General features: G+C 69.8%; 22 protein-coding genes. 10 read left to right on the forward strand and 12 right to left on the reverse strand.

Translation table 11 applies throughout. The annotated features are described in order from the left end of the window. Nucleotides 1-8: 8 nt before the first annotated feature. From ASD28_RS07045 to ASD28_RS07055, 3 genes are all read right to left on the reverse strand, one after another. Nucleotides 9-1,913 (reverse strand): HlyD family secretion protein, encoded by a 1,905-nt coding sequence (locus tag ASD28_RS07045; RefSeq protein ID WP_056125759.1) that lies wholly within the window; start codon nt 1,911-1,913, stop codon nt 9-11. Continuing rightward, nucleotides 1,910-2,578 (reverse strand): ABC transporter ATP-binding protein, encoded by a 669-nt coding sequence (locus ASD28_RS07050; RefSeq protein ID WP_056125761.1) that lies wholly within the window; start codon nt 2,576-2,578, stop codon nt 1,910-1,912. The genes ASD28_RS07045 and ASD28_RS07050 overlap by 4 nt, the downstream gene beginning before the upstream one ends. 61 nt (nt 2,579-2,639) lie before the next feature. Beyond that, nucleotides 2,640-4,064, reverse strand: coding sequence for a PLP-dependent aminotransferase family protein (locus ASD28_RS07055; RefSeq protein ID WP_056125763.1), 1,425 nt, complete (start codon nt 4,062-4,064; stop codon nt 2,640-2,642). Between the two features lie 96 nt (nt 4,065-4,160). Between ASD28_RS07055 and ASD28_RS07060 the strand changes: the two genes are divergently transcribed. Genes ASD28_RS07060 through ASD28_RS07070 form a run of 3 tightly spaced genes read left to right on the forward strand, consistent with a single transcriptional unit; the run spans nt 4,161 to nt 5,636 of the window. After that, nucleotides 4,161-4,619 (forward strand): carboxymuconolactone decarboxylase family protein, encoded by a 459-nt coding sequence (locus tag ASD28_RS07060; RefSeq protein WP_056125765.1) that lies wholly within the window; start codon nt 4,161-4,163, stop codon nt 4,617-4,619. A gap of 10 nt (nt 4,620-4,629) precedes the next feature. After that, entirely contained in the window at nt 4,630-5,022 is a 393-nt protein-coding gene (locus ASD28_RS07065; protein ID WP_056125767.1) for a cupin domain-containing protein, read from the forward strand. Next, nucleotides 5,019-5,636 carry an HD domain-containing protein gene (locus ASD28_RS07070; RefSeq protein ID WP_056125769.1) on the forward strand — a complete coding sequence of 206 codons (618 nt, stop codon included), beginning with the start codon at nt 5,019-5,021 and terminating at the stop codon, nt 5,634-5,636. Before ASD28_RS07065 ends, ASD28_RS07070 begins: the two co-directional genes overlap by 4 nt. Here ASD28_RS07070 and ASD28_RS07075 read toward each other — a convergent pair. The 3 genes from ASD28_RS07075 to ASD28_RS07085 form a co-directional block, all read right to left on the reverse strand. After that, nucleotides 5,575-6,747, reverse strand: coding sequence for an FAD binding domain-containing protein (locus ASD28_RS07075; protein ID WP_056125772.1), 1,173 nt, complete (start codon nt 6,745-6,747; stop codon nt 5,575-5,577). The two genes, ASD28_RS07070 and ASD28_RS07075, sit on opposite strands and share 62 nt — an antisense overlap. Further along, nucleotides 6,744-7,964: an MFS transporter gene (locus tag ASD28_RS07080; RefSeq protein ID WP_056125774.1), complete on the reverse strand. Its 1,221-nt coding sequence runs from the start codon at nt 7,962-7,964 to the stop codon at nt 6,744-6,746. Before ASD28_RS07080 ends, ASD28_RS07075 begins: the two co-directional genes overlap by 4 nt. Before the next feature lie 63 nt (nt 7,965-8,027). Then, the gene (locus ASD28_RS07085; RefSeq protein ID WP_056125777.1) at nt 8,028-9,125 is read right to left on the reverse strand and encodes an alkene reductase; all 1,098 of its coding nucleotides are present in this window, start codon (nt 9,123-9,125) and stop codon (nt 8,028-8,030) included. 190 nt (nt 9,126-9,315) lie between these two features. Here ASD28_RS07085 and ASD28_RS07090 point away from each other — a divergent pair, with 190 nt between their 5' ends. Further along, the gene (locus ASD28_RS07090; protein WP_056125779.1) at nt 9,316-10,674 is read left to right on the forward strand and encodes an MFS transporter; all 1,359 of its coding nucleotides are present in this window, start codon (nt 9,316-9,318) and stop codon (nt 10,672-10,674) included. A 1-nt stretch (nt 10,675) separates the two neighbouring features. Here ASD28_RS07090 and ASD28_RS07095 read toward each other — a convergent pair whose 3' ends face one another. Genes ASD28_RS07095 through ASD28_RS07115 form a run of 5 tightly spaced genes read right to left on the reverse strand, consistent with a single transcriptional unit; the run spans nt 10,676 to nt 15,217 of the window. Further along, entirely contained in the window at nt 10,676-11,380 is a 705-nt protein-coding gene (locus ASD28_RS07095) for an ABC transporter ATP-binding protein (RefSeq protein WP_056125783.1), read from the reverse strand. Between the two features lie 7 nt (nt 11,381-11,387). Beyond that, nucleotides 11,388-12,131: an ABC transporter ATP-binding protein gene (locus tag ASD28_RS07100; RefSeq protein WP_056125785.1), complete on the reverse strand. Its 744-nt coding sequence runs from the start codon at nt 12,129-12,131 to the stop codon at nt 11,388-11,390. Further along, nucleotides 12,121-13,104: a branched-chain amino acid ABC transporter permease gene (locus tag ASD28_RS07105; RefSeq protein WP_082577244.1), complete on the reverse strand. Its 984-nt coding sequence runs from the start codon at nt 13,102-13,104 to the stop codon at nt 12,121-12,123. Before ASD28_RS07105 ends, ASD28_RS07100 begins: the two co-directional genes overlap by 11 nt. Nucleotides 13,105-13,114: 10 nt before the next feature. Further along, complete coding sequence (locus ASD28_RS07110) at nt 13,115-13,990, reverse strand: branched-chain amino acid ABC transporter permease (protein ID WP_200948834.1); 876 nt, start codon at nt 13,988-13,990, stop codon at nt 13,115-13,117. 24 nt (nt 13,991-14,014) lie between these two features. Next, nucleotides 14,015-15,217, reverse strand: a complete 1,203-nt coding sequence (locus ASD28_RS07115) for an ABC transporter substrate-binding protein (RefSeq protein ID WP_056125789.1) — start codon at nt 15,215-15,217, stop codon at nt 14,015-14,017. A 140-nt stretch (nt 15,218-15,357) separates the two neighbouring features. Here ASD28_RS07115 and ASD28_RS07120 point away from each other — a divergent pair, with 140 nt between their 5' ends. From ASD28_RS07120 to ASD28_RS07130, 3 genes are read left to right on the forward strand one after another with little or no spacing between them, the layout of a single operon-like run. After that, entirely contained in the window at nt 15,358-15,807 is a 450-nt protein-coding gene (locus ASD28_RS07120) for a VOC family protein (protein WP_056125791.1), read from the forward strand. Nucleotides 15,808-15,844: 37 nt separating this feature from the next. Beyond that, the gene (locus ASD28_RS07125) at nt 15,845-17,077 is read left to right on the forward strand and encodes an FAD binding domain-containing protein (protein ID WP_056125940.1); all 1,233 of its coding nucleotides are present in this window, start codon (nt 15,845-15,847) and stop codon (nt 17,075-17,077) included. Nucleotides 17,078-17,131: 54 nt separating this feature from the next. Continuing rightward, nucleotides 17,132-17,824 (forward strand): TetR/AcrR family transcriptional regulator, encoded by a 693-nt coding sequence (locus ASD28_RS07130; RefSeq protein ID WP_056125793.1) that lies wholly within the window; start codon nt 17,132-17,134, stop codon nt 17,822-17,824. Between the two features lie 37 nt (nt 17,825-17,861). Here the strand turns inward: ASD28_RS07130 and ASD28_RS07135 are convergent, their stop codons facing one another. Next, nucleotides 17,862-18,953, reverse strand: coding sequence for an amidohydrolase family protein (locus ASD28_RS07135; RefSeq protein WP_056125794.1), 1,092 nt, complete (start codon nt 18,951-18,953; stop codon nt 17,862-17,864). Between the two features lie 168 nt (nt 18,954-19,121). Here ASD28_RS07135 and ASD28_RS07140 point away from each other — a divergent pair, with 168 nt between their 5' ends. The 3 genes from ASD28_RS07140 to ASD28_RS07150 all read left to right on the forward strand — a co-directional run bounded on the left by ASD28_RS07140 (nt 19,122) and on the right by ASD28_RS07150 (nt 23,351). Beyond that, on the forward strand, nt 19,122-20,138 hold the full coding sequence (locus ASD28_RS07140) for a porin (protein ID WP_056125796.1): 1,017 nt from the start codon (nt 19,122-19,124) through the stop codon (nt 20,136-20,138). Nucleotides 20,139-20,225: 87 nt separating this feature from the next. Continuing rightward, entirely contained in the window at nt 20,226-21,242 is a 1,017-nt protein-coding gene (locus ASD28_RS07145; RefSeq protein ID WP_056125799.1) for a LacI family DNA-binding transcriptional regulator, read from the forward strand. A gap of 123 nt (nt 21,243-21,365) precedes the next feature. After that, nucleotides 21,366-23,351 carry a heparinase II/III family protein gene (locus ASD28_RS07150; RefSeq protein ID WP_056125800.1) on the forward strand — a complete coding sequence of 662 codons (1,986 nt, stop codon included), beginning with the start codon at nt 21,366-21,368 and terminating at the stop codon, nt 23,349-23,351. Nucleotides 23,352-23,359: the final 8 nt, after the last annotated feature.

Below are 23,359 nucleotides of genomic sequence, written 5' to 3' on the forward strand. Positions count from 1 at the left end.
GGGAAATCTCATGGTCGGATGGCCGCGACGCGGCGGTCGACGCCCGGCAGCAGTTCCACCTGGACGGCGGCGCCGGGCTTCAAGTCCTTCGCGGGCGCGTCGAATTCCAGCTCGACGTCGCGGATGACGACCGCCTGCGCCGCCGATTTGCTGTGGAAGGCGCGTCCCAGGCCCGTCACGTGCGCGGCCAGTGTCTGCCGCGTACCGGCCACGACGACGCGCGCCGCCTGGCCCTTCCGCACGCCCGCCGCCTGCGCTTCCGGGACGCGGGCGTTGACGCCCAACTGGTCCGGATCGGCCAGGGTCGCGACCGACAGGCCTACCCAGACCTGGCTGCCGATGGCGAACTTCTCGCCGTTGAAGCCGATGCGGTGCAGGACCAGGCCCCGCCGCGGCGCCAGGACGGTCAACGCCGCCTGGCCCTTGACGAGGGAGGCGATCTTGGCCCGCAACTGCGCCGCGTCGGACTGCAGGCCGGCGCGCTCGGCCTGGCGCGCGCGCCGCTGTGCCTCGTACTGGGCCTGCGCCAGCGTCGCCAGCTGCGCTTTTTCGGCGCGGTCGATCACGAGCTTGTCGTAGTCGACGCGGCGGATGAGTTCCTTCGGCATGGTCGCCTTGCGCGCGGCCTTCTCGGCATTGCTCTGCGCCTCGGCCTGCGCCAGCACGCCGGCGCGGTCGGCCTCGGCCTGGTCCAGCTGCAGCTTGTCCAGCGCCCGCTCGCGTTCCTTCAGCGTGCCTTGCAGCGAGATCAGCTGGTTCATCACATCGGTGGATTCGAACACGGCAATGGGCTGCCCGGCCTGTACCATCGAGCCTTCCGGCGCGAGGAACGCCAGCTTGTAGTTCCAGACATGCGGGATGGTCGGCGGCGACACCGGCATGGTCCGGCGCGACGCGATCTCGCCTTCGATCGCCAGCGCGGCGGGGGCGGCGGCCTTCGCCTGGCGGACGCCCGCGGCCGCGGCGCCGGGCGCCAGCGGCTCCACCTGCACGCTCATCCCCGCGACGAGCGGCAGGCCATGGTCGTCGGGCAGGGCGATCCGGGCCCGGAAATAGCGGCCGATGCCCCAGCGCGGCCGCGCTTCCGGCGCGCTCGTGATCCCGGCCAGCTTCCCGGCCACGACGACGTCCGGCAGCGCGTCGAAGCGCAGGGCGACGGCCTGGCCGTCGCGCAGATACGGGCGGTCCGCTTCCAGCACCCAGGCCGTGACGACCATGTGGCCGTCGCCGAGCACCGTGCCGGCCGCGTTGCCCGGCCAGGCCGTGGAGCCCTCGTCCATGCGCTCGCCGTTGAAGGGGCTGTAGCCGTGGACGACGATGCCGTCGCGCGTGGCGCGCACTTCCGACTGCGCCACCTGGGCGAGCTGGAACGCCTCGTTGATCTGCAGTTTCTTCACTTCGAGCGCGCCATCCTCCTTGCGGCGGGCGACGGCCGCGCGGGCGTTCTTCAGGTTGTCCTGCTTGATCGCGAGGTCGCGCGTGGCCTGGCCCAGCGCCGCCTGGTAGCGGTCGTAGTCGAGCGCCATGATCTGCTGCTTCGGCAGCGCCGCGTCGACCCTGGCCTTGGCAAGCAGCGCCTGGGCGTTGACCAGCGCTTTCTCCGCCTCGATGGCCGCGACTTCCAGCGTGGCCGTCTCGCTGTCCGCCTTCGCGCGGGCGCGTTCGCGGTCCATCCGGAGCTGGTCGATATTGGTCGTGCTGGCGGAGTCGATCCGCAGCACGATGTCGCCCTTCCTGACCTGCGTGCCCTCGGCGAGGAAGCTGCGCACGACGATCGGCGACGCGTTCGACGGCGGCACGAAGATCGTCTGCGAATCAAGCGCTTCCACTTCGCCAGTGATCAGGACCGGGCGGGTGTCCGCGGCCGTGGCGGCGATGGCGACGAAGGCCAGGAGCGGGACCAGGCGCTTCATGGCTGGCCCGCGACGCGGCCGTCGCGCAGGTGGATGGTGCGCTGCGCGCTGGCGGCGATCGCGGGATCGTGCGTGACCATCACGAGCGTCTGGCCGCCCGCGTGCAGTTCGCGCAGCAGGGCCATCACGTCGGCCGCGCTGCTGGAATCGAGGTTGCCGGTCGGTTCGTCCGCGAGCAGCAGGTCCGGCTCGTTCAGCAGCGCGCGCGCGATGGCGGCCCGCTGCAGCTGGCCGCCGGAGAGCTGGCCCGGCAGGTGGTCGAGACGCCGGCCCAGGCCGATGCGCTCGAGCAGGGCGCGGGCCCGGTCGGCCGCCTGCGGGTCGGGCTGGCGCGCATAACGCTGCGGCAGCAGCACGTTTTCCAGCACGGTCAGGCGCGGCAGCAGGTGGAAGGACTGGAACACGAAGCCGATGCGGCGGTTGCGCACGTCGGATGCGGCGTCGTCGTCGAGGGCGCTGATCTCGTCCTGCGCGAGGCGGTAGCGGCCGCTGTCCGGGCGATCCAGCCCGCCCAGCACGTTCAGCAGGGTCGACTTGCCGGAGCCGGACGGGCCCATCACGGCGACGAATTCGCCGCGCGCCACGTGCAGGTCGATGCCGTCCAGGGCGTGGATGTCGCTGCCGCCCAGGCGGTAGGTCTTGCGGATCGCACTCAGTTCTATCATGCCGAAAAGTATTTCTTAAGGCACAACAGTTTGTCAATTGTCAAATACGTCAACGGGTAGATTATTTTGGCATGACGGCAAGTTCCGCCAGCCGGCGGCAATCGGCCACGAGTCGGCGCGCGTCGACATTGGTCACGCCCAGCAGCAGGCCGGGCGTGGCGGGCGTATGCGCATACCAGGGCGACAGCGGCACGGGCGCGAGGCCGGCCCGCAGGGCGCGCGCGGCCACGTCGACGTCGGACGCGGCCGTGCGCAGGCGCGTGACGACGGCCATGCCGGCCGTCGCCTGCACGTCCAGCACGTCGGCGGCCTCGTTGCGCAGGCAGCGCAACAAGGCTTCGCGCCGCGCCGCATACAGACGTTTCATGCGGCGCAGGTGGCGCAGGTAGTGGCCCTCCCGCAGGAAGTCCGCGACGGCGCGCTGGGTCGTCGCGCCGGGCGCCGGCGCGAGGCATGCGGCGACGTCGCCGAAGCGGCGCGCCAGGTCGGCCGGCACGACGAGGAAGCCGAGGCGCAGCGCGGGGCTGATCGTCTTGCTGAACGTCCCGATGTGCAGCACGCGGCCGCCCTCGTCGAGCGACGCGAGCGCCGGCGCCGCGCGGCCTTCCAGCTGCAGCTCGCTGAGGTAATCGTCCTCGACGATCCAGGCGCCGTTGTCGCGCGCCCAGTCCAGCAGGGCGCGGCGGCGCGCGAGCGACATCGTCATGCCGAGCGGCGCCTGCTGGCCCGGCGTCACGACGGCGAGCCGCGCGTCCGGGGCCATGCGGACACCGGCATCGACGTCCAGGCCCTCGGCGTCGACGGGGACGGCCGTCACCTTCGTGCCCGCGAGCGACAGGGCGGTGCGCGTCAGCGGAAAACCGGGGTCTTCGAACCACGCGCCCTGGCCTTCCAGCGCGAGCGCGCGCACGACGAGCCCCAGCGCGCCGGCGAAGCCCGCCGTGATCAGCACCTGCGACGGGTTGCAGCGGATGCCGCGCGCGATGCCGAGATAGGCCGCGACTTCGCGCCGCAGGTCCGGATCGCCGCGCGGATCCGGGTAGCCGACGGGGCTGGACGCCGTGTGCCGGGCCGCGCGCACCATCACGCGCGCCCACAGTTTATAGGGGAACGCGTCTTGCGCCGGGACGCCCATCTGGAACGGCAGCGGCGTCGCGCCGAAGGTCGGGAACAGCTCGGGGATCGGCGACGTATCGGGCAAGTGCGCGGGCGTATGGCCGGCGAGGCCGGGCGTGGCCGGCCGCCCGTTGACGCGGGTGCCGGCCGCGCCGAAGCTCGTCGCGAGCTGCTCGTCGACGAGGCGTTCGTACGCGATGCGCACGGTGCCGCGCGACACGCCCAGCTGGGCCGCGAGGTCGCGCCACGACGGCAGCTTCGCATCGGCTGGAATCTGCCCCGATTCGATGCCGGCGCGGATGGCCGCGTAGATCTGCGTGGCGAGGGGTGTTTTTTTGGCCCGGTCGAGGCCGATGGACAGCGTGGTCATGGCCGATGGTACATTAAAAATGATCAAACTTGGCACTGTTTTTTGGCCACCATTCGGCGCATCATGTCTTCATCCAGTTCAACCAGGAGAATCAAAATGACGCAACGCATGGATTACAACGCGGCCACCCCGGCCGGCATGAAGGCGCTCGGCGGCGTGTACGGCCACATCATGGGCTGCGGCCTGCCGAAGGTGCTCGTCGACCTCGTCTACCTGCGCGTCTCGCAGATCAACGGCTGCGCCTACTGCATCGACATGCATTCGCGCGACCTGCTGAAGGAAGGCGTCAACGTCGAGAAGCTCGTGCTGGTGCCGGCGTGGCGCGAAGCGGCCAGCCTGTTCGACACGACGGAGCGCGCGGCCCTCGCATGGGCCGAGACGGTGACGCAGGTGGCCGAGACGGGCGTGCCGGATGCGGACTATGCGGCCGCCGCGGCCGTGTTCAGCCAGCAGCAGCTGGCCGACCTGACCATCGCCATCGGCCTGATGAATGCGTACAACCGCATGGCGATCAGCTTCCGCGCGCAGCCGGCCGCCGTGACGGCCGCGCGCTGAGGAGGCGGCGATGAAAGCCACGATCGCTTTGTGTCTGGCGCTGCTGGCCGGCGCGGCCGGTGCCCACGAAACCGTAAAACCTCTGTTCCACCGCGCGCTGCCGAACGTGCCCGGCAAGGCGCTGGTGGCGGTGGAGGTGTCGTTCGCGCCCGGCGCGGAAGCGGCGCCCCACACGCATCCGAAGTCGTCGTTCATCTACGCGCAGGTGCTGTCCGGCGAGATCGTCAGCGCCGTCGACGATGCGGCGCCGAAGGTCTACCGCACGGGCGAGTTCTGGTACGAGGATCCGGGCGCCCGCCACCAGGTGACGCGCAACGCCAGCAAGGACAAGCCGGCCACGCTGCTCGCCGTGTTCGTGCTGGACGAGGGGGAGCAGAAGCTCGTGCTCCCGGCCGCGAAATGAACAGCTTGCCCGACAGCCGGCTTGCGCGCGAGATCACGCAGTACGTGCGCGACACCGCGAGCGACATGCTGTTCCAGCACTCGGCCCGCGTGTATTGGTGGGGCGCGCTGCTGGGCGACAAGCTCGGCCTCGCGTTCGACCCCGAGCTGCTGTATGCCGCCGCCATGTTCCACGACATCGGCATCACGCCGCATTACCACGGCAGCCGGCAGCGCTTCGAGGTCGACGGCGCGAACGCGGCGCGCGATTTCCTGCGCGACCACGGCATCGATGAACACAGCGCCGAACGGGTCTGGCTCGCGATCGCGCTGCACACGACGCCCGGCATTCCCGAGCACATGCATCCGGAAATCCGCCTCGTGCAGGCCGGCGCCGGCATGGACATGGTGGGCCGCGGCATGGACGCCATCCCGGCGGCGGAGCGGGACAGGGTGCTCGCCGCGCACCCGCGCGGCCACGGCTTCGCGCACGCCGTCATCGACACGTTCTACGAAGGGCTGAAGCACCGTCCCGAGACGACGTTCGGCACCTTCAACGACGACTTCCTCGCCTTTAAAGATCCGGCGTTCCAGCGGGGGAACCTGTGTAGCCTGCTGCTCGCCGCACACCCATGATGCCGTCGCCCATGCGCCGGCCCCAGTCGACCAGATTGCGGCCGGCGCGCAGCTGCAGGCCTTCCCAGTCCTTCAGGCGCGCTTCGATGGGCTGGTCGGTGCGCTGCAGGGCCTGGGCGAGCGCCAGCGCATTGGCCGCCGCCTTGGCCGCGCCGCCGGCCGTGTGCGGGCGCGGGACGAACGCCGCGTCGCCCAGCAGGAGCACGCGGCCGAATACCATGCGCGGCACCGCGAGGTCGAGGATCGCCTGCACGAACGGTTCCTTCGTCTTCTGCACGAGCGCGTTGAACTGCGGTGCGAGCAGTTCGCGGGCGTCGGCACGCAGCACGGCCGCCTGGGCATCCGGCAGCGCGCCCGGCGGCAGCGAGAACGTGTGCGTGCGGCCGGTGCGGTCGGTCAGCAGCGCGGGCAGGCTGTCTTGCGGCACCTTGCGATACCACACCCAGTTCCAGCGCCGCTGGCCCGGTGCCGTGGCACCGTCTTCGCCGGGGACGAGATATTCGAGCAGCATCTGCTCGCCTTCGTCGTGCTGGAACGCGAACACGCCGTCCAGCACCGCGCGGCCGGCCGCATCGAGCTCGCCTTCCGGCACGAGGCCGCGCCAGGCGACGTAGCCCGAGTAGTGCGGCGCCACGTCCGGCAGCATCAGCGCACGGACCGTCGAGCGCGCGCCGTCCGCGCCGATCAGCAGGTCGCCCGTCTCCACGCGGCCGCTGGCGAACACCGCGCGCACCTGGCCGCCCGCCTGCTCGATACGTTCGAGCGTCTCGCCCGGATGGATGCAGGCGTCGGGCAGCGCGCGCCGCATCGTCCCGTGCAGCATGTTCCATGACGTCTGCGTCTGCGGCTGATGGTCGCGCCGCACGACGTCGCCCGCGCGGTCGAGGTAGATGCGGTCGCGCGACGCCACGCCCAGCGCGCCGGCGGGCCGGATGCCCGCGAAGTGGAAGGCGTGCAGCACGTCCGGCTGCAGCACGATGCCGCCGCCGCGGCTGTCGAGCGCGTGGGGCGAGCGCTCGAACACGTCGACTCTCCAGCCGATGGTTTTCAACGTGTTCGCTGCCAGCAGCCCGCCGAGCGAGCCGCCGATGACCAGGGCGCGCGGGCTCATGATGCGGTCGCGCCGGTGGTCGCGCGGCGGCCGGCCAGTTCGCCGAACCACACGAGCAGCGCGGCGGCGGGGAAGGCCATGCCGGCCAGCAGGGTGGCGTGCCAGCCGTGGTGGGCATAGACCCAGGCGCCGGCTGCGGAGCCGAGCGCGCCGCCGGCGAAGAACAGCGCGAAATAAATGCCGTTCAAACGGCTGCGCACTTCGGCGCCGAGGGCGAAGATGGCGCGCTGGCCCAGCACGAGGTTGGCGGCGACGGCCATGTCCAGAACGATCGAGGCGGCGACGAGGATGCCCAGCGCCAGCGTGCGCGATTCCGGCTGGTAGAGCGGCAGCGCGAAGCCGACGATGCCGAGGACGAGCGCGGCGGCCGTCGCCATCAGGGTATGGCCCGCGTCGGCGAGGCGTCCCGCCACCGGCGATGCGACGGCGCCCGCCATGCCCACGAGGGCGAAGATCGCGATGCCCGTTTGCGACAGGTGGAATTGCGGGCCTTCCAGCATCAGCGGCGTGACGGTCCAGAACAGGCTGAACGATCCGAACAGGCCGGCGTGGTAGGCGGCGCGGCGGCGCAGCACGGGCGTCGTCGCGAGCAGGTGCCACAACGATCCGATCAGGCGGCCGTACGACAGGCTGTGCACGGGCACCCGCTGCGGCAGTTTCGCGCGCAGGACGAAGGCGAGGACGAACACCGCGACGGCGGCGCCGCCGAACACGGCGTGCCAGCTGGCGTGGTCCGCGATCAGGCTCGCGGCGGGACGGGCCAGCATGATCCCCAGCAGCAGGCCGCTGACGACCTTGCCGACGGCCTGGCCGCGCGTCGCTTCGTGCGACAAATGCGCCGCGAACGGCACGAGGATCTGCGCGGCGACGGAGCCGAGGCCGATGCCCAGCGACGCGACGAGGAACATCCACGCGTTCGTGCTGAACGCGGCGGTGGCCAGCGCCGCGGCCGTGGCGAGGAGGGCGGAGAACACGAGCTTGCGGTTCTCGAGCAGGTCGCCCAGCGGGACGATGAACAGCAGGCCGAGGGCGTAGCCGACCTGCGTCAGGGTGACGATCAGGCCGGCCGCTTCCGGCGACAGGCCGGTCGCGGCGCTGATCGGACCGACCAGCGTCTGGGCGTAATACAGGTTGGCGACGATCAGGCCGGCGGAGGTGGCCAGCAGGCGGATCATGCCCGGCGCGATGTCGGGTGCGTGTTTGGCAGGGGTGTGCATGAAAACTCCTTGAGATGTGTGCGAATCTACGCCCGCCGTGGCGCGGGCGCGACTTCCTTTCGGTCAGGCGGCCAGCGGTTCGTAGTCGAGATAACCATGGACGCCGCCGCCGTAGAACGTGAACGGGTCGGGCGTGTTGTACGGGCCGCCGCAGCGGATGCGGTCGACGAGGTCGGGGTTGGCGATGAAGCTGCGGCCGAACGAGGCCAGGTCGGCCATGCCGGATGCGATCAGCGCGTCCGCGGCGGCGGGATCGAGGCCGCCGTTGGCGATGATGGCGCCGCCGAAGTTCGGGCGCAGCACGGCGAGGATGCGGTCCATGTCCGGCGCGCCGGCCCACGCGTTCGAATCGGCGGCGTGGAGGTATCCGATGCCGGCCTCGCCCAGCATCCGGGCGACGTAGGCGTACGTCTCTTCCGTGGCCGGGTCGGTGGCGTTGTTGTAGGCGGCGAACGGCGACAGGCGCACGCCGATGCGGCCGGCCGGCACTTCGTCCAGCACGGCGCGCAGCACGAGTTCGAGGAAGCGCGCGCGGTTCGCGAGCGAGCCGCCGAAAGCGTCGTCGCGGCGGTTCGTGTGCGGCGACAGGAACTGGTGCGGCAGGTAGCCGTTGGCGGCGTGGAGTTCGATGCCGTCGATCCCGGCGCGCATGGCGTTGCGGGCGGCGACGCGGAATTCGTCGACGGCCGCGTGGATGTCCTGCACGGTCATCGCGCGGGACGGCGACGCCGCGATGCGCGTATAAAAGCCGTTTTCCAGCGCGGCGTACGGTTGCAGCAGGTGCAGGTCGTCGTTGACGGCGGACGGCGCCAGCGGCGCGCGGCCATCCAGCAGCGCGTACGAACTCACGCGGCCGCTGTGCCACAGCTGCGCGAACAGGCGGCCGCCGGCCGTGTGCACGGCGTCCATCACGCGGCGCCAGCCGGCCACCTGCGCGTCGTCGTGCAGACCCGGCGCCAGTTCGAACGCGGCGGAGTGGCGCGACACATTGGTCGCTTCGCTGACGATCAGGCCGGCCGCTGCGCGCTGCGCATAATAGGCGGCGTTGGCGGCGGTCGGGACGCCGTCGGCGCCGGAGCGGGCACGCGTGACGGGGGCCATCGCGATGCGGTTCGACAGCGTCAGGTCGCCGAGGCGGGTGGGTGCGAGCAGGTGGGACATGGAAGACTCCGTTGACAAGGTGGCCTCACTGTAGCGGCGCGAGGCCGCGGCGATAATCCGGCGGCGGCCGGCAACACCTTTGCGCAAACCGCAACGGCGTTCGTTGATCGCACACACGGTTGACTATCGAACGCTGCATTGTTAAGCTGGATCGACACGGCGGGCAACAGCCGGCACCATGGAGACCGTCATGACCCATCAGGACCTCGACGTCCAGGCATTCATCAACCGCCATCCCTTCTCGCCGTACCAGTGGCTCGTGTTCGCCACGTGCTTCTTCATCGTCCTACTGGACGGGTTCGACACCGCCGCCATCGGCTTCATCGCGCCGTCGCTGCTGAAGGAGTGGGGCATCGCCAAGCCGGCGCTGGCGCCCGTGCTGTCCGCCGCGCTGTTCGGGCTCGCGGCCGGCGCGCTCGCCGCCGGCCCGCTGGCGGACCGCCTGGGGCGCCGCATCGTGCTGCTCGCGGCCGTCCTCGTGTTCGGCGCGGCGTGCGGCGCGTCGGCGTTCGCCACCAACCTCGACACCCTGACCGTGCTGCGCTTCGTCACCGGCATCGGCCTGGGCGCGGCGATGCCCAATGCCGTCACCCTGGTCAGCGAATTCTGTCCGGACGGGCGCCGCGCCGTCATCACGAACGCGATGTTCTGCGGCTTCCCGCTCGGCGCCGCATGCGGCGGCTTCCTCGCCGCGTGGATGATCCCGCAGTGGGGCTGGCGCAGCGTGCTGGCGCTGGGCGGCATCGCGCCGTTCGTCCTGTTGCTCGTGATGGCGCTCAGGTTGCCGGAATCCGTGCGCCACATGGTCGCGCGCGGCGCGCCGGCGGAGCGGATCCGCGCCGTGCTGCGCCGCATCCACGCCTCGGGCGCCGACGCCACGCGCTACGTGCTGGCGGAGCAGGGCGCGCGGACCGGCGGCGGCTTCACGGTGCTGTTCGCGCGCTCGTACGCCGTCGGCACCCTCATGCTGTGGCTCGCGTACTTCATGGGCCTCGTGATCTTTTATGCGCTGATCAACTGGATGCCGATCCTGTTCAAGGAGGCCGGCCTGCCCGCGCAGACGGCCACGCTGATCGCCGCGCTGTTCCCGCTGGGCGGCGTGGGCGCCATCCTGTTCGGCTGGCTGATGGACCGCTACGACGCCAACCGCGTCATCGCCATCGGCTTCGGGCTGACGGCGCTGGCCGTCTTCCTGATCGGCCAGGTGGCGGGCAACGTGGGCCTGTTGACAGTCACCGTGTTCGGCGCCGGCGCGCTGATGAACACGGCGCAGTCGTCGCTGCCCGCGCTGGCGGCCGCGTACTATCCGACGCAGGGGCGCGCGACCGGCGTCGCGTGGATGCTGGGGATCGGCCGCTTCGGCGGCATCGCCGGCTCGTTCCTCGTGGCGGAGCTGGCGCGGCGCCAGCTGCCGTTCGGCCAGGTGTTCATGGTCGTGGCCGCGGCGGCCCTCGTGTCGATGGCGGCGCTGCTCGTGAAGCTGGCGGCCGACCGCAACCGGCCGGCCGCCGGCGGCCCGGCGCTGCGTGCGCGGGTGGACCTGCACTGAGTCACACCGCGCAATAGCGTTCCTGGATGGCGGGATCGGCCAGCATCGCATCGGCCCGTTCGCTGTAGACGATGGCGCCCTGGTCGAGGATGTAGGCGCGGTCGGAAATGCCCAGCGCCGTCTCGACGCTCTGTTCCACCAGCAGGATCGTCGTCCCCTGGCGCTTGAGTGCCAGGAACAGTTCGAACATTTCGTCGACGAGCACCGGCATGATGCCTTCCGACGGCTCGTCGAGCAGGATCATGTCCGGCCCGGCCGCTGTGGCGCGGGCGATGGCGAGCATCTGCTGCTCGCCGCCGGACATGGTCACGGCTTCCTGGCCCAGCCTTTCCTTCAGGCGCGGGAAGGTCGCGGCGATCCGTTCGATGATCGCGCGTTCGTCCTTCGCCTTCCCGGAAGCGATGATCCCGAGGCGGAGGTTCTCGAGCACGGTCATGCCCGGCACGATGCGCCGTTCTTCCGGCACGTAGGCCAGCCCGTGGCGGTAGCGCGCGTGGGCGGGGAGCCCCAGCAGGTCCGCGCCCTTGAAGGACACGGCGCCGGCCGTCTTCTTCAGCAGGCCCATGACGCTCTTGAGCAGCGTCGTCTTGCCGGCGCCGTTGCGTCCGAGGAGCGAGACGACCTCGCCGCGGTCCACGTGCAGGCTGACGTCCTGCAGGATGTGGCTGGTGCCGTACCAGGCGTTCAGTTTATCGATCTTGAGCATGATGTCCTCAGTGTTTTCCCAGGTAGACGCGGCGCACCTCGTCGTTGGCGCGGATGTCGGCGGGCGTGCCGGCGGCGAGCAGTTCGCCGTGGTGCAGCACGACGATGCGGTCGCTGATGCCCATCACCATCTTCATCTTGTGCTCCACGAGCACGAGGGTGCGCTCGGACGCGAGCCGTTCGATCAGCGCCATCATCGTGCGCGTCTCTTCCGGACTCATGCCCGCGGTGGGTTCGTCCATCAGCAGCAGCTTCGGGTCGGCCGCGAGGGCGATGGCGATCTCCAGCGCGCGCTGCTGCCCGTGCGCCAGCTCGCGCGCCGGGCGCGCCGCGTGCTGGGCGATGCCGACGAGCTGCAGGAGGTCGCGTGCGCGCGGCTCCAGGCCGAGGGCGTCGCGACGGCCCCAGAAGTTCAGGCGCGCGACGCCGGCCTGCAGCGCGACGCGCACGTTCTCCAGCGCGGTAAAGGCGGGGAACACGTTCGTGATCTGGAACGACTTGGCCACGCCGACCCGCGCGTAATGGTGCTGGCGCAGGCGCGACACGTCGACCCCGTCGAACACGACGCGGCCGGACGACGGCGCGAAACTGCCCGACAGGAGATTGAAGAACGTGCTCTTGCCGGCGCCGTTCGGGCCGATGATCGAGGTGAGCTTGCCCCGTTCGAATTCGACGGAGACGTCGTTCAGCGCCGTGAACTTGCCGAAGCGGCGGGTCAGGCGCTCGGTACGGAGGATGATGTCAGCGGCCATGGGTCTTCTCCAGGATCGTGCCCCATACGCCTTTCGGGAAGAACAGCACGAAGAACATGAAAATCGCGCCGGCATACAGTTGCCAGTGCTCGGTCCACAGCGAGAACACGTCCTGGATCAGCAGGAACAGCGCCGCGCCCACGAACGGGCCGAAGAACGTCCCCATGCCACCCAACAGGCAGATCATGACGACGAGACCCGACGTCTCGTAATGCAGGCTCTCGATGGCGACGCTGGACAGGTGGATCGCGGCGAGCGCGCCCGCGAGACCGCACAGGGCGCCGGATAGCACGAAGGCCATCAGCTTCGTGTGCTCGACGTTGAAGCCGCACGCACGGGTGCGCGCCTCGTTTTCCCGGATCGCCTCGATGGCACCGCCGAACGGCGACGCCAGCACGCGCGAGACGGCGAGCAGCGCCACCGCCACGACGGCGAGGAACGCCAGGTATTTCGCCGTCGGATCGAGCAGGTCGACGGTCAGGCCGGGCAGATGGACCTGCGCCACGTTCACGCCGCGCAAACCGTTTTCGCCGCCCGACAGCGGGAACTGGTAGACGAGGAAGTAGACGCACTGCGCCAGCGCGAGGGTGACCATGGCGAAGTAGATGCCGCGCGTGCGGATCGCGAGCAATCCCATCGCCAGCGCCAGCACGCCGGCGACCAGCACGGCGGCGGGCAGCGCGGCCCACCACGGCGCCCCGGCCTGGGCGATCAGGATGCCGGCCGCGTACGCGCCGACGCCGAAGAACGCGGCGTGGCCGAACGACAGCATGCCCATGTAGCCGAACACCAGGTTGAACCCGACCCCGTACAGGCCGTAGATCAGGATGTTCGTCGCCACCGACTGGTTCGGGATCAGCCAGGGCAGGGCCAGCAGCACGAGGACGCTGGCCAGCACGCGGTGCGTGCGGATGTGCGCGAACGTCCGGCGCGGCGCCGCCACGTCGTACAGCGCATCGGAATGTGCATTCATGATTCCTCCCTCAATTCATCAGGCCCGCGCGGCCGAACAGGCCTTGCGGACGGACCAGCAGCACGAGCGCCATGATGACGAACATCGACACCTTGGCCGCTTCGGGCACGAACAGCACGGCCAGGCTCTCGACGACGCCGACGAGGACGCCGGCCACGATGGCGCCCACGAGCGATCCCATGCCGCCCACGACCGTCACGACGAAGGCGACGGTCAGCACCGAGCCGCCCATCTCGGGACTGATGCCCTGCATGGGCGCGGCGAGGAAGCCGGCGAGGCCGGCGACGCCCGTGCCGAGGCCGAACACGATCAGCCAGACCCGCGCCACGTCGATGCCGAGGATGCGCACGATCTGCGGGTCGCGCGCTCCGGCCCGCACGATCAGGCCGAACGAGGTCTTTTCGATGAACAGCCACAGTCCGGCCAGCACGAGGACAGTCACGCCGATCACGAACAGGCGGTACAGCGGGAATTCGCCGACGAGGATGTCGGCCGAGCCCTGCAGCAGTTCCGGCGTGTCGACGGGCAAGCCCTGCTTGCCGAACGCGATGCGCACGGCTTCGACCATCACGTAGGCGAGGCCGAACGTGAGCAGCAGCGGATAGTCGATGCCGCGTCCGTACAACGGCCGGATCAGCGTGCGCTCGACCGCCATGCCGAATGCGGCGACGACGAGGGGCACGAGCACGAGGCAGAGCCAGAAATTGGGCACGACCTGGTACAGCGCGTAGCCGGCATAGGCGCCGACCATGAAGAATGCGCCGTGGGCGAAGTTCACGACGGTGAGCATGCCGAAGATCAGCGACAGGCCGACCGCGAGCAGGACGTAGACCGCGCCGAGCGCCAGTCCGGTGAACAGCTGGAGCGCGACCAGCTGTGGTGTGATGCCATCCATGACGACCTCCGCGGTTTATTTGAAGCCCAGTTCCGCGCAGCTGCGCAGCGCGTCGGCCGACGCGGGAGCGACCTGCAGCACGGAGAAGATGTCGGGCGAGCCCTGCGGCGCCGCCTTCGACTGGATCACGAGCACCGACTGCATCGACTGGTGGTCGCATGCGCGGTAGGACTGCGGCCCCTTGTAGGTGTCGTAGCGCAGCGCCGCGAGCGCGTCGACCACCTTCTCGGTGTCGCTCGTGCCGGCCGCCTTCACGGCCTGCAGCAGCGACCGGACGGCGGAATAGGCCATCGAGCCGTAGTCCGACGGCACGGCGCCGTTGTAGGCGCGGCGGTAGCGGTCGTTCAGCGCGCGCGCCGACGGCGTCGTCGACTCGATCGCCCAGTAGTAGGAGCTGCCGCCCACGACGCCGTCGTACACGCGCGCACCTGCGGCGACGCGCGACGTGTACGTGAGCACCGGCGTCACGAACTTCGTGCGGCCCTTGAGGCCGAACTCGCCGGCCTGCTTGATCGAGATCTGGTTGTCCCGTCCGAAGTTGTTGAAGACGACGACGTCGGGGCGCAATGCCATCAGGCGCGGCAGGTAGGGCGAGTAATCGGTGGCGCCGAGCGGATGGCGGATCTCGCCGACGACGGTCGCGCCGACTTCCTTCGCCACGCGGGTGAACCCGCGCGTCATCTCCTGGCCGTACGCATAGTCGGCCGTGAGAAAGGCGATGCGCATCCCCTTCCGGAACGCATAGCGGCCCACGGCCTGCGTCGTCATGTGCGGGTTCAGCGATTCGTGGAACGTGTAGCGCGAAAAGTCGGCCGCCTCGTTGATCGCATCGGACTGGCTGATCGAGATGTACGGCACCTTGCGCTGCCTGGTCACATTGTTCACGGCAAGCTGGGTGGCCGCCGACAGGCTGCCCACGATGAAGTCGACGTGGTCCTTCTCGATCAGCTCGAGCGCGCGCGTCGCGGCTTCCGCCGGGTTGAGCTTGTCGTCGCGCACGAGCAGCTCGGCCTTGCGCCCGGCCAGGCCGCCGGCGTCGTTGAATTCGCGGATGGCCAGTTCGGCATTGCGCACCTGGTCCTGCGCCTCGGCGCCGTAGGGCCCCGTGAGGGGCACCGGCAATCCGATCCTGATCGGGCCCGTCTGCGCGCCCGCGGGGGCGCACCAGGCGGCGAGGGCGATGCACGCGGCACCGGCAAGCGTGGTGGTTCGGTTCATGATGTCTCCGTTTTTAAGTGATCGTGTGATCAATAATCGGATCTTAGTCTTGGCGTGTCAACAGAATTCGCTAAAAAATTGGCTTGCTAATGATCGATTGATCACCTATATTTCGATCATTCGACACGAAGGAGGAGACGATGGGCATACGTAAACTGGGTCATTATTCGATCCGCACCGGCGACCTGGAAGCGTCGCGCCGCTTCTACACGGAAGTGCTCGGCATGAAGGAGGGTTTCCGTCCTCCCTTCAGGTTTCCTGGCATCTGGCTGTACCTGGGCGGCGACGAGGGCGACTTTGGCGTCGTCCACATCATCGGCATCGACCGCGACGATCCGCAGGCACTGAAGGACTACCTGGGCGACAAGGAGGAGGCGGCATTGACCGGCAGCGGCGCCGTCGACCATGTCGCCTTCCTCGCGACGGACCTGGCGGGCATGCGCGCGCGGCTCGCCGCGCGTGGCGCGCCGTTCACGGAGCGCACCGTGCCGTCGCTCGGGCTGTACCAGCTGTTCGTCGCGGACCCCAGCGGCGTGACGGTGGAACTGAATTATCCGCACGACGAAGCGCGCGCACTCGGGCTGGCCTGACGCCCGCCCATCCGATACAACGACAAAGGAGATGATCATGACGAAGGGAACCGTGGCCGTTATCGGCGGCTCGCTGGGCGGGCTGTTCGCGGCCAACCTGCTGCTGCGCGCGGGCTGGGAGGTCAATGTGTATGAACGGGTGAGCGAGGAGCTGGCGGAACGCGGCGCCGGCGTCGTCACCCATCCGGAACTGTTCGACGTCCTCGCGGCGCTCGGCATCGACGACGCGGACATCGGCGTCGAAGTCGCGTCGCGCCTGACGCTGGATCGGGACGGCGGGGTGGTCGGCGAGCACGCGCATCCCCAGGTCCTCACGGCGTGGGGGCGGCTGTATGCGCTGCTGCGCGCGGCCCTGCCGGACGCCTGCTGCCACAGCGGCAAGCACCTCGTCGGCGTCGACCAGGACGAGCACGGCGTGACGGCCAGCTTCGCCGACGGGACGCGCGCGACGGCCGACCTGCTGGTCGCGGCCGACGGCATCCGCTCGTCCGTGCGCCAGCTGCTGGCGCCGGACGTCCAGCCGAGGTACGCCGGCTACGTGGCGTGGCGCGGCCTCGTCGACGAGAGCGCCCTCAGCGCGGAAACGCACGCGCGCCTGTTCGGCCACTTCGGCTTCTGCCTGCCGCCGCGCGAACAGATGCTGGGCTATCCCGTGGCCGGCGCGGGCAACGCGATGGAGCCGGGACGGCGGCGCTACAACTTCGTGTGGTACCGCCCCGCCGACGAGGCCGAGGTGCTGCGCCTGTCGACGGACGACGCGGGCCGCGTGTACGAAAAGGGGATTCCGCCGCCGCTGATCGCCGGGTCGGTGCTGCGCGAGATCCGTGCCGTCGCCGGACAGTCGCTGGCGCCGCAATTCGCGGAAGTCGTCGCCCGCACCGCCCAGCCGTTCTTCCAGCCGATCTACGACCTCGAATCGCCGCGGCTCGCGTTCGGGCGGGTGGCGCTGCTGGGCGACGCCGCGTTCGTCGCGCGGCCCCATTGCGGCATGGGCGTGACCAAGGCGGCGGGCGACGCGCAGGCGCTGGCGGACTGGCTGGCGCGGCTGCCGGTCGGGCCCGCGCTGGAAGCCTATTCGCGCGAGCGCGTGGCGTACGGCATGCGCATCGTCGCCCACGCGCGCCATCTCGGCGCCTACATGCAGGCGCAGCTGGCCACCGAGCACGAGATGCGGATGGCCGAGCGCTACCGCACTCCGGACGCCGTCATGCGCGAGACGGCGGTACCGCCCCGTTTCGACGAGGCAGGCGCGCATGCGGCTGCCGGCTAAGTTGTCAAACGATAACCGAGCCCCTATACTCGATCCACACGGAAAAGGGCCAGTATGAGTTCGAGTATCGAGAAGAAGACGCGCGCGAAACAGGCGGCCGGCGCGGCGGCCGCCCCGGAAGGCACGCGCCGCCTCGCGCGCGAGGACCGCGAGCAGCTGATCGTGCAGAAGGCGATCAAGTACTTCGCCACGTACGGCTTCGGGGCCAGCACGCGCGACCTGGCGAAGGAAATCGGGGTCTCGCAACCGCTGCTGTACCGCTACTTCCCGAACAAGGAGGCGCTGGCCGACCGCGTGTTCCAGGAGGTGTACCTGTCGCGCTGGAATCCGGACTGGGAAGACATCCTCAGGGACCGCGCGCGGCCGCTGGCGGACCGCCTGCTCGAGTTCTACCAGCAGTACGGCCGCGTGATCCTGAAGAGCGACTGGATCCGCATCTTCATCTTTGCCGGCCTCACGCGCGAAGGCATCAACAACCGCTACCTGGCGCGCCTGCGCGAGCGGATCTTCGACGTGATCCTCGCCGAACTGCGGCGCCAGTACAAGATCGCCGATCCGACGCCGCAGCAGTACGAGGACGAGATCGAATTCATCTGGGGCCTGCACGCGGCGATCTTCTATGTCGGCGTGCGCAAATGGGTCTACGGGTTGCAGGTGCCGAAGGACCTCGACCGCCTGATCGACCAGCACGTCCATGCGTTCCTCGACAGCGCGCCCGCCGTGCTGAAACGCATCCGCAAGGCCTAGGCGGCATGCGCGGGCGGCCGCCCGCGCATTCGATCCGTTATGCGAGTCCCAGCAGGCGGCGCGCGTTGCCGCCCAGGATCGCGGCCTTGTCCGTGTCCGTCAGGCCCGGCGTGGCCAGCACGTGGTCGACGGGCTTGTCGGACCATGGAAACGGATGGTCGGACCCGAGCACGACCTGCGACGCGCCGACCTGGCGCACGAGATTGCCCAGCGCTTCCGGCGTGAACACGAGGCTGTCGAAATACAGCTGGTTCACGTACTCGCCCGGCTTCTTCTTGAGCGCCGGCCCGTGCGAACACGCGCCGGGGTTGACGAAGCAGCCGTGGTCCATGCGCGCGGCCGACGCTGCGACGTAGCCGCCGCCATGCGCGGCGCAGATCTTCAGCGCGGGAAACTTGTCGAGCACCCCTTCGAAGATCATGTGCTGCAGGGCGATCGTCGTCTCCAGCGGATACCCGATCACGTTCGCCATCCACCCGTTGCCTTCGAAGCGCTTGGCCAGTTCCGGCACACCCGTCGGGTGGACGAAGAGGGCGGCGCCCAGTTCTTCCGCCTTCGCCCACACGGGATGGAAGCGCGGGTCGGCGAAGTCGGCGCCGGCCACGCTGCCGCCGATCGCGGCACCGCGCAACCCGAGCTTGCGCACGGCGTATTCCAGTTCGCGTACGGCCAGGTCGGGATGCTGGAGCGACAGCGACGCGAACGCGGCGAAGCGGTCGGGCCGGGCCGCGCACAGTTCCGCCAGCTTTTCGTTCTGCAGGCGGACGATCCGCGCCGACGTGTTGCGTTCCTGCGTGTACCAGAACGGGTTAATGCTCAACACCTCCATGTCGACGCCCTGCGCATCCATCGCCGCGATCCGTTCGTCGACCACGATCACGCATTCGCGGCCGCCCTTCATGGTCTGCGGATACAGCGCGTACACGTCCATGCCCATCAGCGCGAGCGCGGCCGGGATCACGCAGTGCGCGTGCACGTCGATCGTGCGGGGCGCGCCCACTGGGCGTCCGGGCGCGCGTTGCGCCGGCGCCACGGCCGCGCGCGCGGCGCCCAGCACGCCGCAGCCGGTGAGCAGGATGCCGCCGATCGTGCCCGCGCCTTGTCCGAGAAACTGTCTTCTATTCGTCATTGCTGTCTCCGTTGGTGATAGATCGATCATCAATTGTTCTGTGATTTTCCCCTCGGTTTCGCATTCCTGCAACGCTTAAGACGTTTTTTCGCGCCCGATGCGCCGCAGGTATACAAAACTAAGTGATCGAACGATAATCTAAATACACATCAATGACAAGGAGACGGTATGAAACGGATTGGCAAGGCGGCGGTTCTGGCGGTGACGGCCGTGCTCGCGCGCGGCGCGTGTGCGCAGTCGGCGGTGCAGGTGTACGGGGTGCTCGACGTGTGGGCCGGGCGCTCGGAAACGAGCGCCGGCGGGCCTGCGACCACGATGGTCGGCAACGGCGGCATGCAGACGTCGTTCTGGGGCCTGGGCGGCAGCGAGGACCTGGGTGGGATGAAGGCGATCTACGCCATCGAAGGCTACCTGCAGGTCGACACCGGCGCGGCCGGGCGCACGCCCACGGACGCGATGTTTGCGCGCAACGCCTTCGTGGGCCTGCAGGGCGCCGCGGGCGAGATCCGGCTCGGGCGCATCCTGAACCCGCTGTTCGTCGCGACGGCGCAGGCGAATCCGTTCGGCGGATCGATCCGCCTGGCACCGCTGCTGGCCCAGATCTGGTCCGTGCCGATGGGACGCGCCGTGGCGGGCGACACGAGCTGGGACAACGTCGTGGCGTACACCACGCCATCCATGGGCCGCGTGAAGGCGACCGTGATGGCCGGCCTCGGCGAAACGCGGGCCGGCACGGCGACGAACAACCTGAACGCCACGCTGACGTACGGCGCCGGTCCGGTGGCGGCCACCGTCAGCGTGCAGCGCGTGCGGGTCGGACCCGGCCTCGCGCAGATCGGCCGCTCGGAACAGAAGACGTATTTCGCCGGCGGCAGCTACGACCTGGGCGGCATGAAGTTGTACGCGTCCTGGGACAAGGCGGACGGCAGCGCGCCCGACCTGGCGGCGAAGACGTGGCAGGCGGGTGCGGCGCTGCCCGCGGGCCGCGGCAACGTCCTCGCATCGTGGGCGCGCACGACGACCCGTTCGCCGGGGTCGCCCGCGGCCCGGCGCGACACGGGCGCGGCGGGCTACGACTGGCTCCTGTCGCGGCGCACCGACCTGTACGCGGTGGCGCAGACCGACAGGCTCGCCGGAGCCGGCCGGGCACGAACGTATGCATTCGGCGTGCGCCACCGGTTCTGAGCGGCGCCCGCGCCGTCTTGCCTATTCAGAACGATTTAGGTAACGTGGCAGGCGTGCGACCTTGGCGGCGCGGAAAATGGGATCGGAATGCAGAAGACAAGTACGTTGACGGAAGTGGCCGAGGAGGCGGGTGTATCGCTGATCACGGCGTCGCGCGCGCTGCGCGGCGTGGGGCGGGTGGCGAAGGAGACGCGCGAACGCGTGCTCGCGGCGGCCGCGAAGCTGGACTATACGCCGGACATGCTCGCGCAGAAGATGCGGGGCGGGAACTCGGGCCTCGTCGGCGTGTTCGTCAACGGCTTCCGCTCGCTCGTGATGCACGAGCTGCTCAGCGCCATCAACGACGAGGCGCGCCGGCTCGGCTTCGACCTCATCGTCTTCAACGCCGACCATTTCGACGATGCGCGCCGCGCCGGCACGGCCGAGATGCTGCGCAAGCTGTGCGACGGCCTGCTCCTGCTGCTGCCGGACGCGAACGACGGCCTGCTGGACAAGCTGGAACGCGCGCACGCCCCGTGCGTGCTGGTGAGCTTCGCGGCGCGCCCGATCGACCTGCCCGTCGTCCTCGGCTCCAACCGCATGGCGGCGAAGAGCGCCGTCGAGCACCTGCTCGGGCTGGGCCACCGCCGCATCGCCTTCATCGCCGGTACGTCGTTCACGGGCCAGAGCGAGGAACGCCAGCGCGGCTACGAGGATGCGCTGCGCGCGGCCGGCATCGCGCTCGAGCCGGCTTATCTGCGCCAGGGCGATTTCAACGATGCCAGCGGATTTACGGAGACCCAGGCCCTTCTTGAACTGCCGGCACCGCCCACCGCGATCTTCGCCGCCAACGACGCGATGGCGTTCGGCGCCATGGACGCCATTTCCGACGCCGGGCTGAAGGTGCCGGACGATCTCTCCGTCGTCGGCTTCGACGACGTGATCCGCGCGGCTGTCGTCTTCCCCAAGCTCACCACCGTGCGCCAGCCGCTGAACGAGATCGCCGTGCGCGCCGTCGCGGAACTGGTCGACGCCATGCGCAACGGCCGGGCCGAGGGCTTCCGCATCGAGCTGCCGGCCCGCCTCGTCATCCGCGATTCCACGGGGCCTGCACCGAAGGGCTGACGGCCCCGATGGCATCGTTACCACCCCACCGCGCTCTCTGAATCGACCACCAGGTTGAGCGAAACCCTATTGTCTTTTGCGAACGTGAGTGGTAACGTTGTCACAACTCATCAGGGAGACGACATGAACCGAAGGAATGCGCTGACCCGCGGACTGGGTGCGCTGGCGCTGCTGGGCACGCCCGGCCTGCGCGCGGCGGCCGGACCGGCGGGAGAGCAGGGCGGCGCGGCCCCGGCGCCGCGCGTGCCCAAGCGCTACCTGCGTGCCGTCGTCGACGAGGCCTTGCTGCGCCGCCGCCTGTTGCCGCCCGGGGCGTGGCATCCGTATCCGCGGGCGGGCGACCGCGCCGCGTGGGCGCAGGTGCCGGCCGACGTGGCCGCGGCGCTGATCGCCCGCGCCGACGCCTGGCTGGGCACCGAGTGGCCGCAACTGCCGGCCAGCCTGTTCCTGGAATTCGCGGAAACCGGCAACCGCACGCATTACGAACAACGCTATTTCGAGCGCCGCAGCCGCCTGGCGGGCTTCGTGCTGGCCGAATGCGTGCAGGGGCAGGGCCGCTACCTGCACGCGATCGCGGACGGCGTCTGGCACGTGTGCGAGGAAACCTTCTGGGGCCTGCCGGCCCACAGCGGCATGTTCGAGCGCGGCGTCGGCCTGCCCGATGCGGACGAACCCGTGATCGACCTGTTCGCGGCGGAGACGGGCGTCACGCTGGCCTATGTCCATGAACTCGTGGGCGAGCAGTTGCGCGCGGTGTCGCCGCTGCTCCCCTTGCGCATCGCGGCGGAAGTGAAGCGCCGCATCCTCGATCCGGGTTTTACGCGCGACGACTTCAAGTGGATGGGCCTGAAGGACAAGAAGGAACCGCTGAACAACTGGACGTCGTGGATCGCGTCCAGCTGGCTGGAGGCGAACCTGTTGCTGGAGCCGGATCCGGCGCGCCGCATCGCGGCCACGTTGAAGATCTGCCGCTGCCTGGACGGCTTCCTGGAAGACTATTCGGACGACGGCGCATGCGAAGAGGGCCCCGGTTACTGGACGCTGTCCGCCGGTCCCTACCTCGACAGCCTGATGGCGCTGGACTCCGCGACCGGCGCGGCGGTGAATCTCACGGCCGACCCGTTCGTGCGCCGCATGGGCCATTACGTGCTGGACGTGCACGTGGCGGGCGACTGGTACGTGAACTATGGCGATGCGCACGCGAAGGTGCATCATTCGCCGCCGCTGCTGTACCGCTTCGGCCGCGCCACGGGGGACGCCGACCTGGCCGCGTTCGGTGCGTTCCGTGCGCCCGCGCGCGGCATCGCGTTGTCCGACCAGGGCCGGCTCGCGCGCGACGTGGCCGACGTGCTGGAGGTCGCGCGCATGCGTTCGACCCAAGGCCGCGACGCCCTGCAGCGCGCGTCCTGGTATCCCGCCCTCGGCCTGATGACGGCGCGCGCGCAGGGCGGCTCGGCGCAGGGATTCTTCCTGGCCGCGCAGGCGGCGTCGAACGCGCGCAGCCACGGCCACCACGATTCCGGCAGCTTCATCGTGTTCCACGACGGCCAGCCGGTGTTCGTGGACCCCGGCGTCGAAGCCTATACGGCGAAGACGTTCAGCAAGGACCGGTACACCATCTGGACCATGCAGTCGGGCTGGCACAACCTGCCGCTCGTGGGCGGCCGGATGCAGGTCGGGCGGGATGCGCGCGACCGCGCGAGCCGGGTGCGCGTCGACGATATGGGCATGACGATGGACCTGGCAACCGCGTACGGCCCCGAGGCGGGCATCAGGACGTGGGAACGGCGCGTCGCGCTCGACCGCGCCGCCGGCACGGTGAACCTGCGCGAGACGTTCGCGCTGGCCCGTCCCGCGCCCGTGGCCCTCGTCTTCGTCACGCCGCGCAAGCCCGATGCGGCGCAGGCTGGCGTCGTGGCGCTGCCCGTGGCAGGGGGGCGGACGGTGCACCTGAAGTTCGATCCGCGCGCGCTGCGTGCCGACGTCGAACGCCTGGCGCTGGACGACGCGGGCCTGAAGCATGAATGGGGCGACGCGCTGTACCGCATCCGGCTGGCGTCCGCGCAGCCGCTCGGCAGCGGCGACTTGAACGTAGCGATAGCGACTTGACACCTGAA

It is taken from the genome of Massilia sp. Root133, from assembly GCF_001426525.1.
In the GTDB taxonomy this organism is placed as follows: Bacteria; Pseudomonadota; Gammaproteobacteria; order Burkholderiales; family Burkholderiaceae_D; genus Telluria; species Telluria orientalis.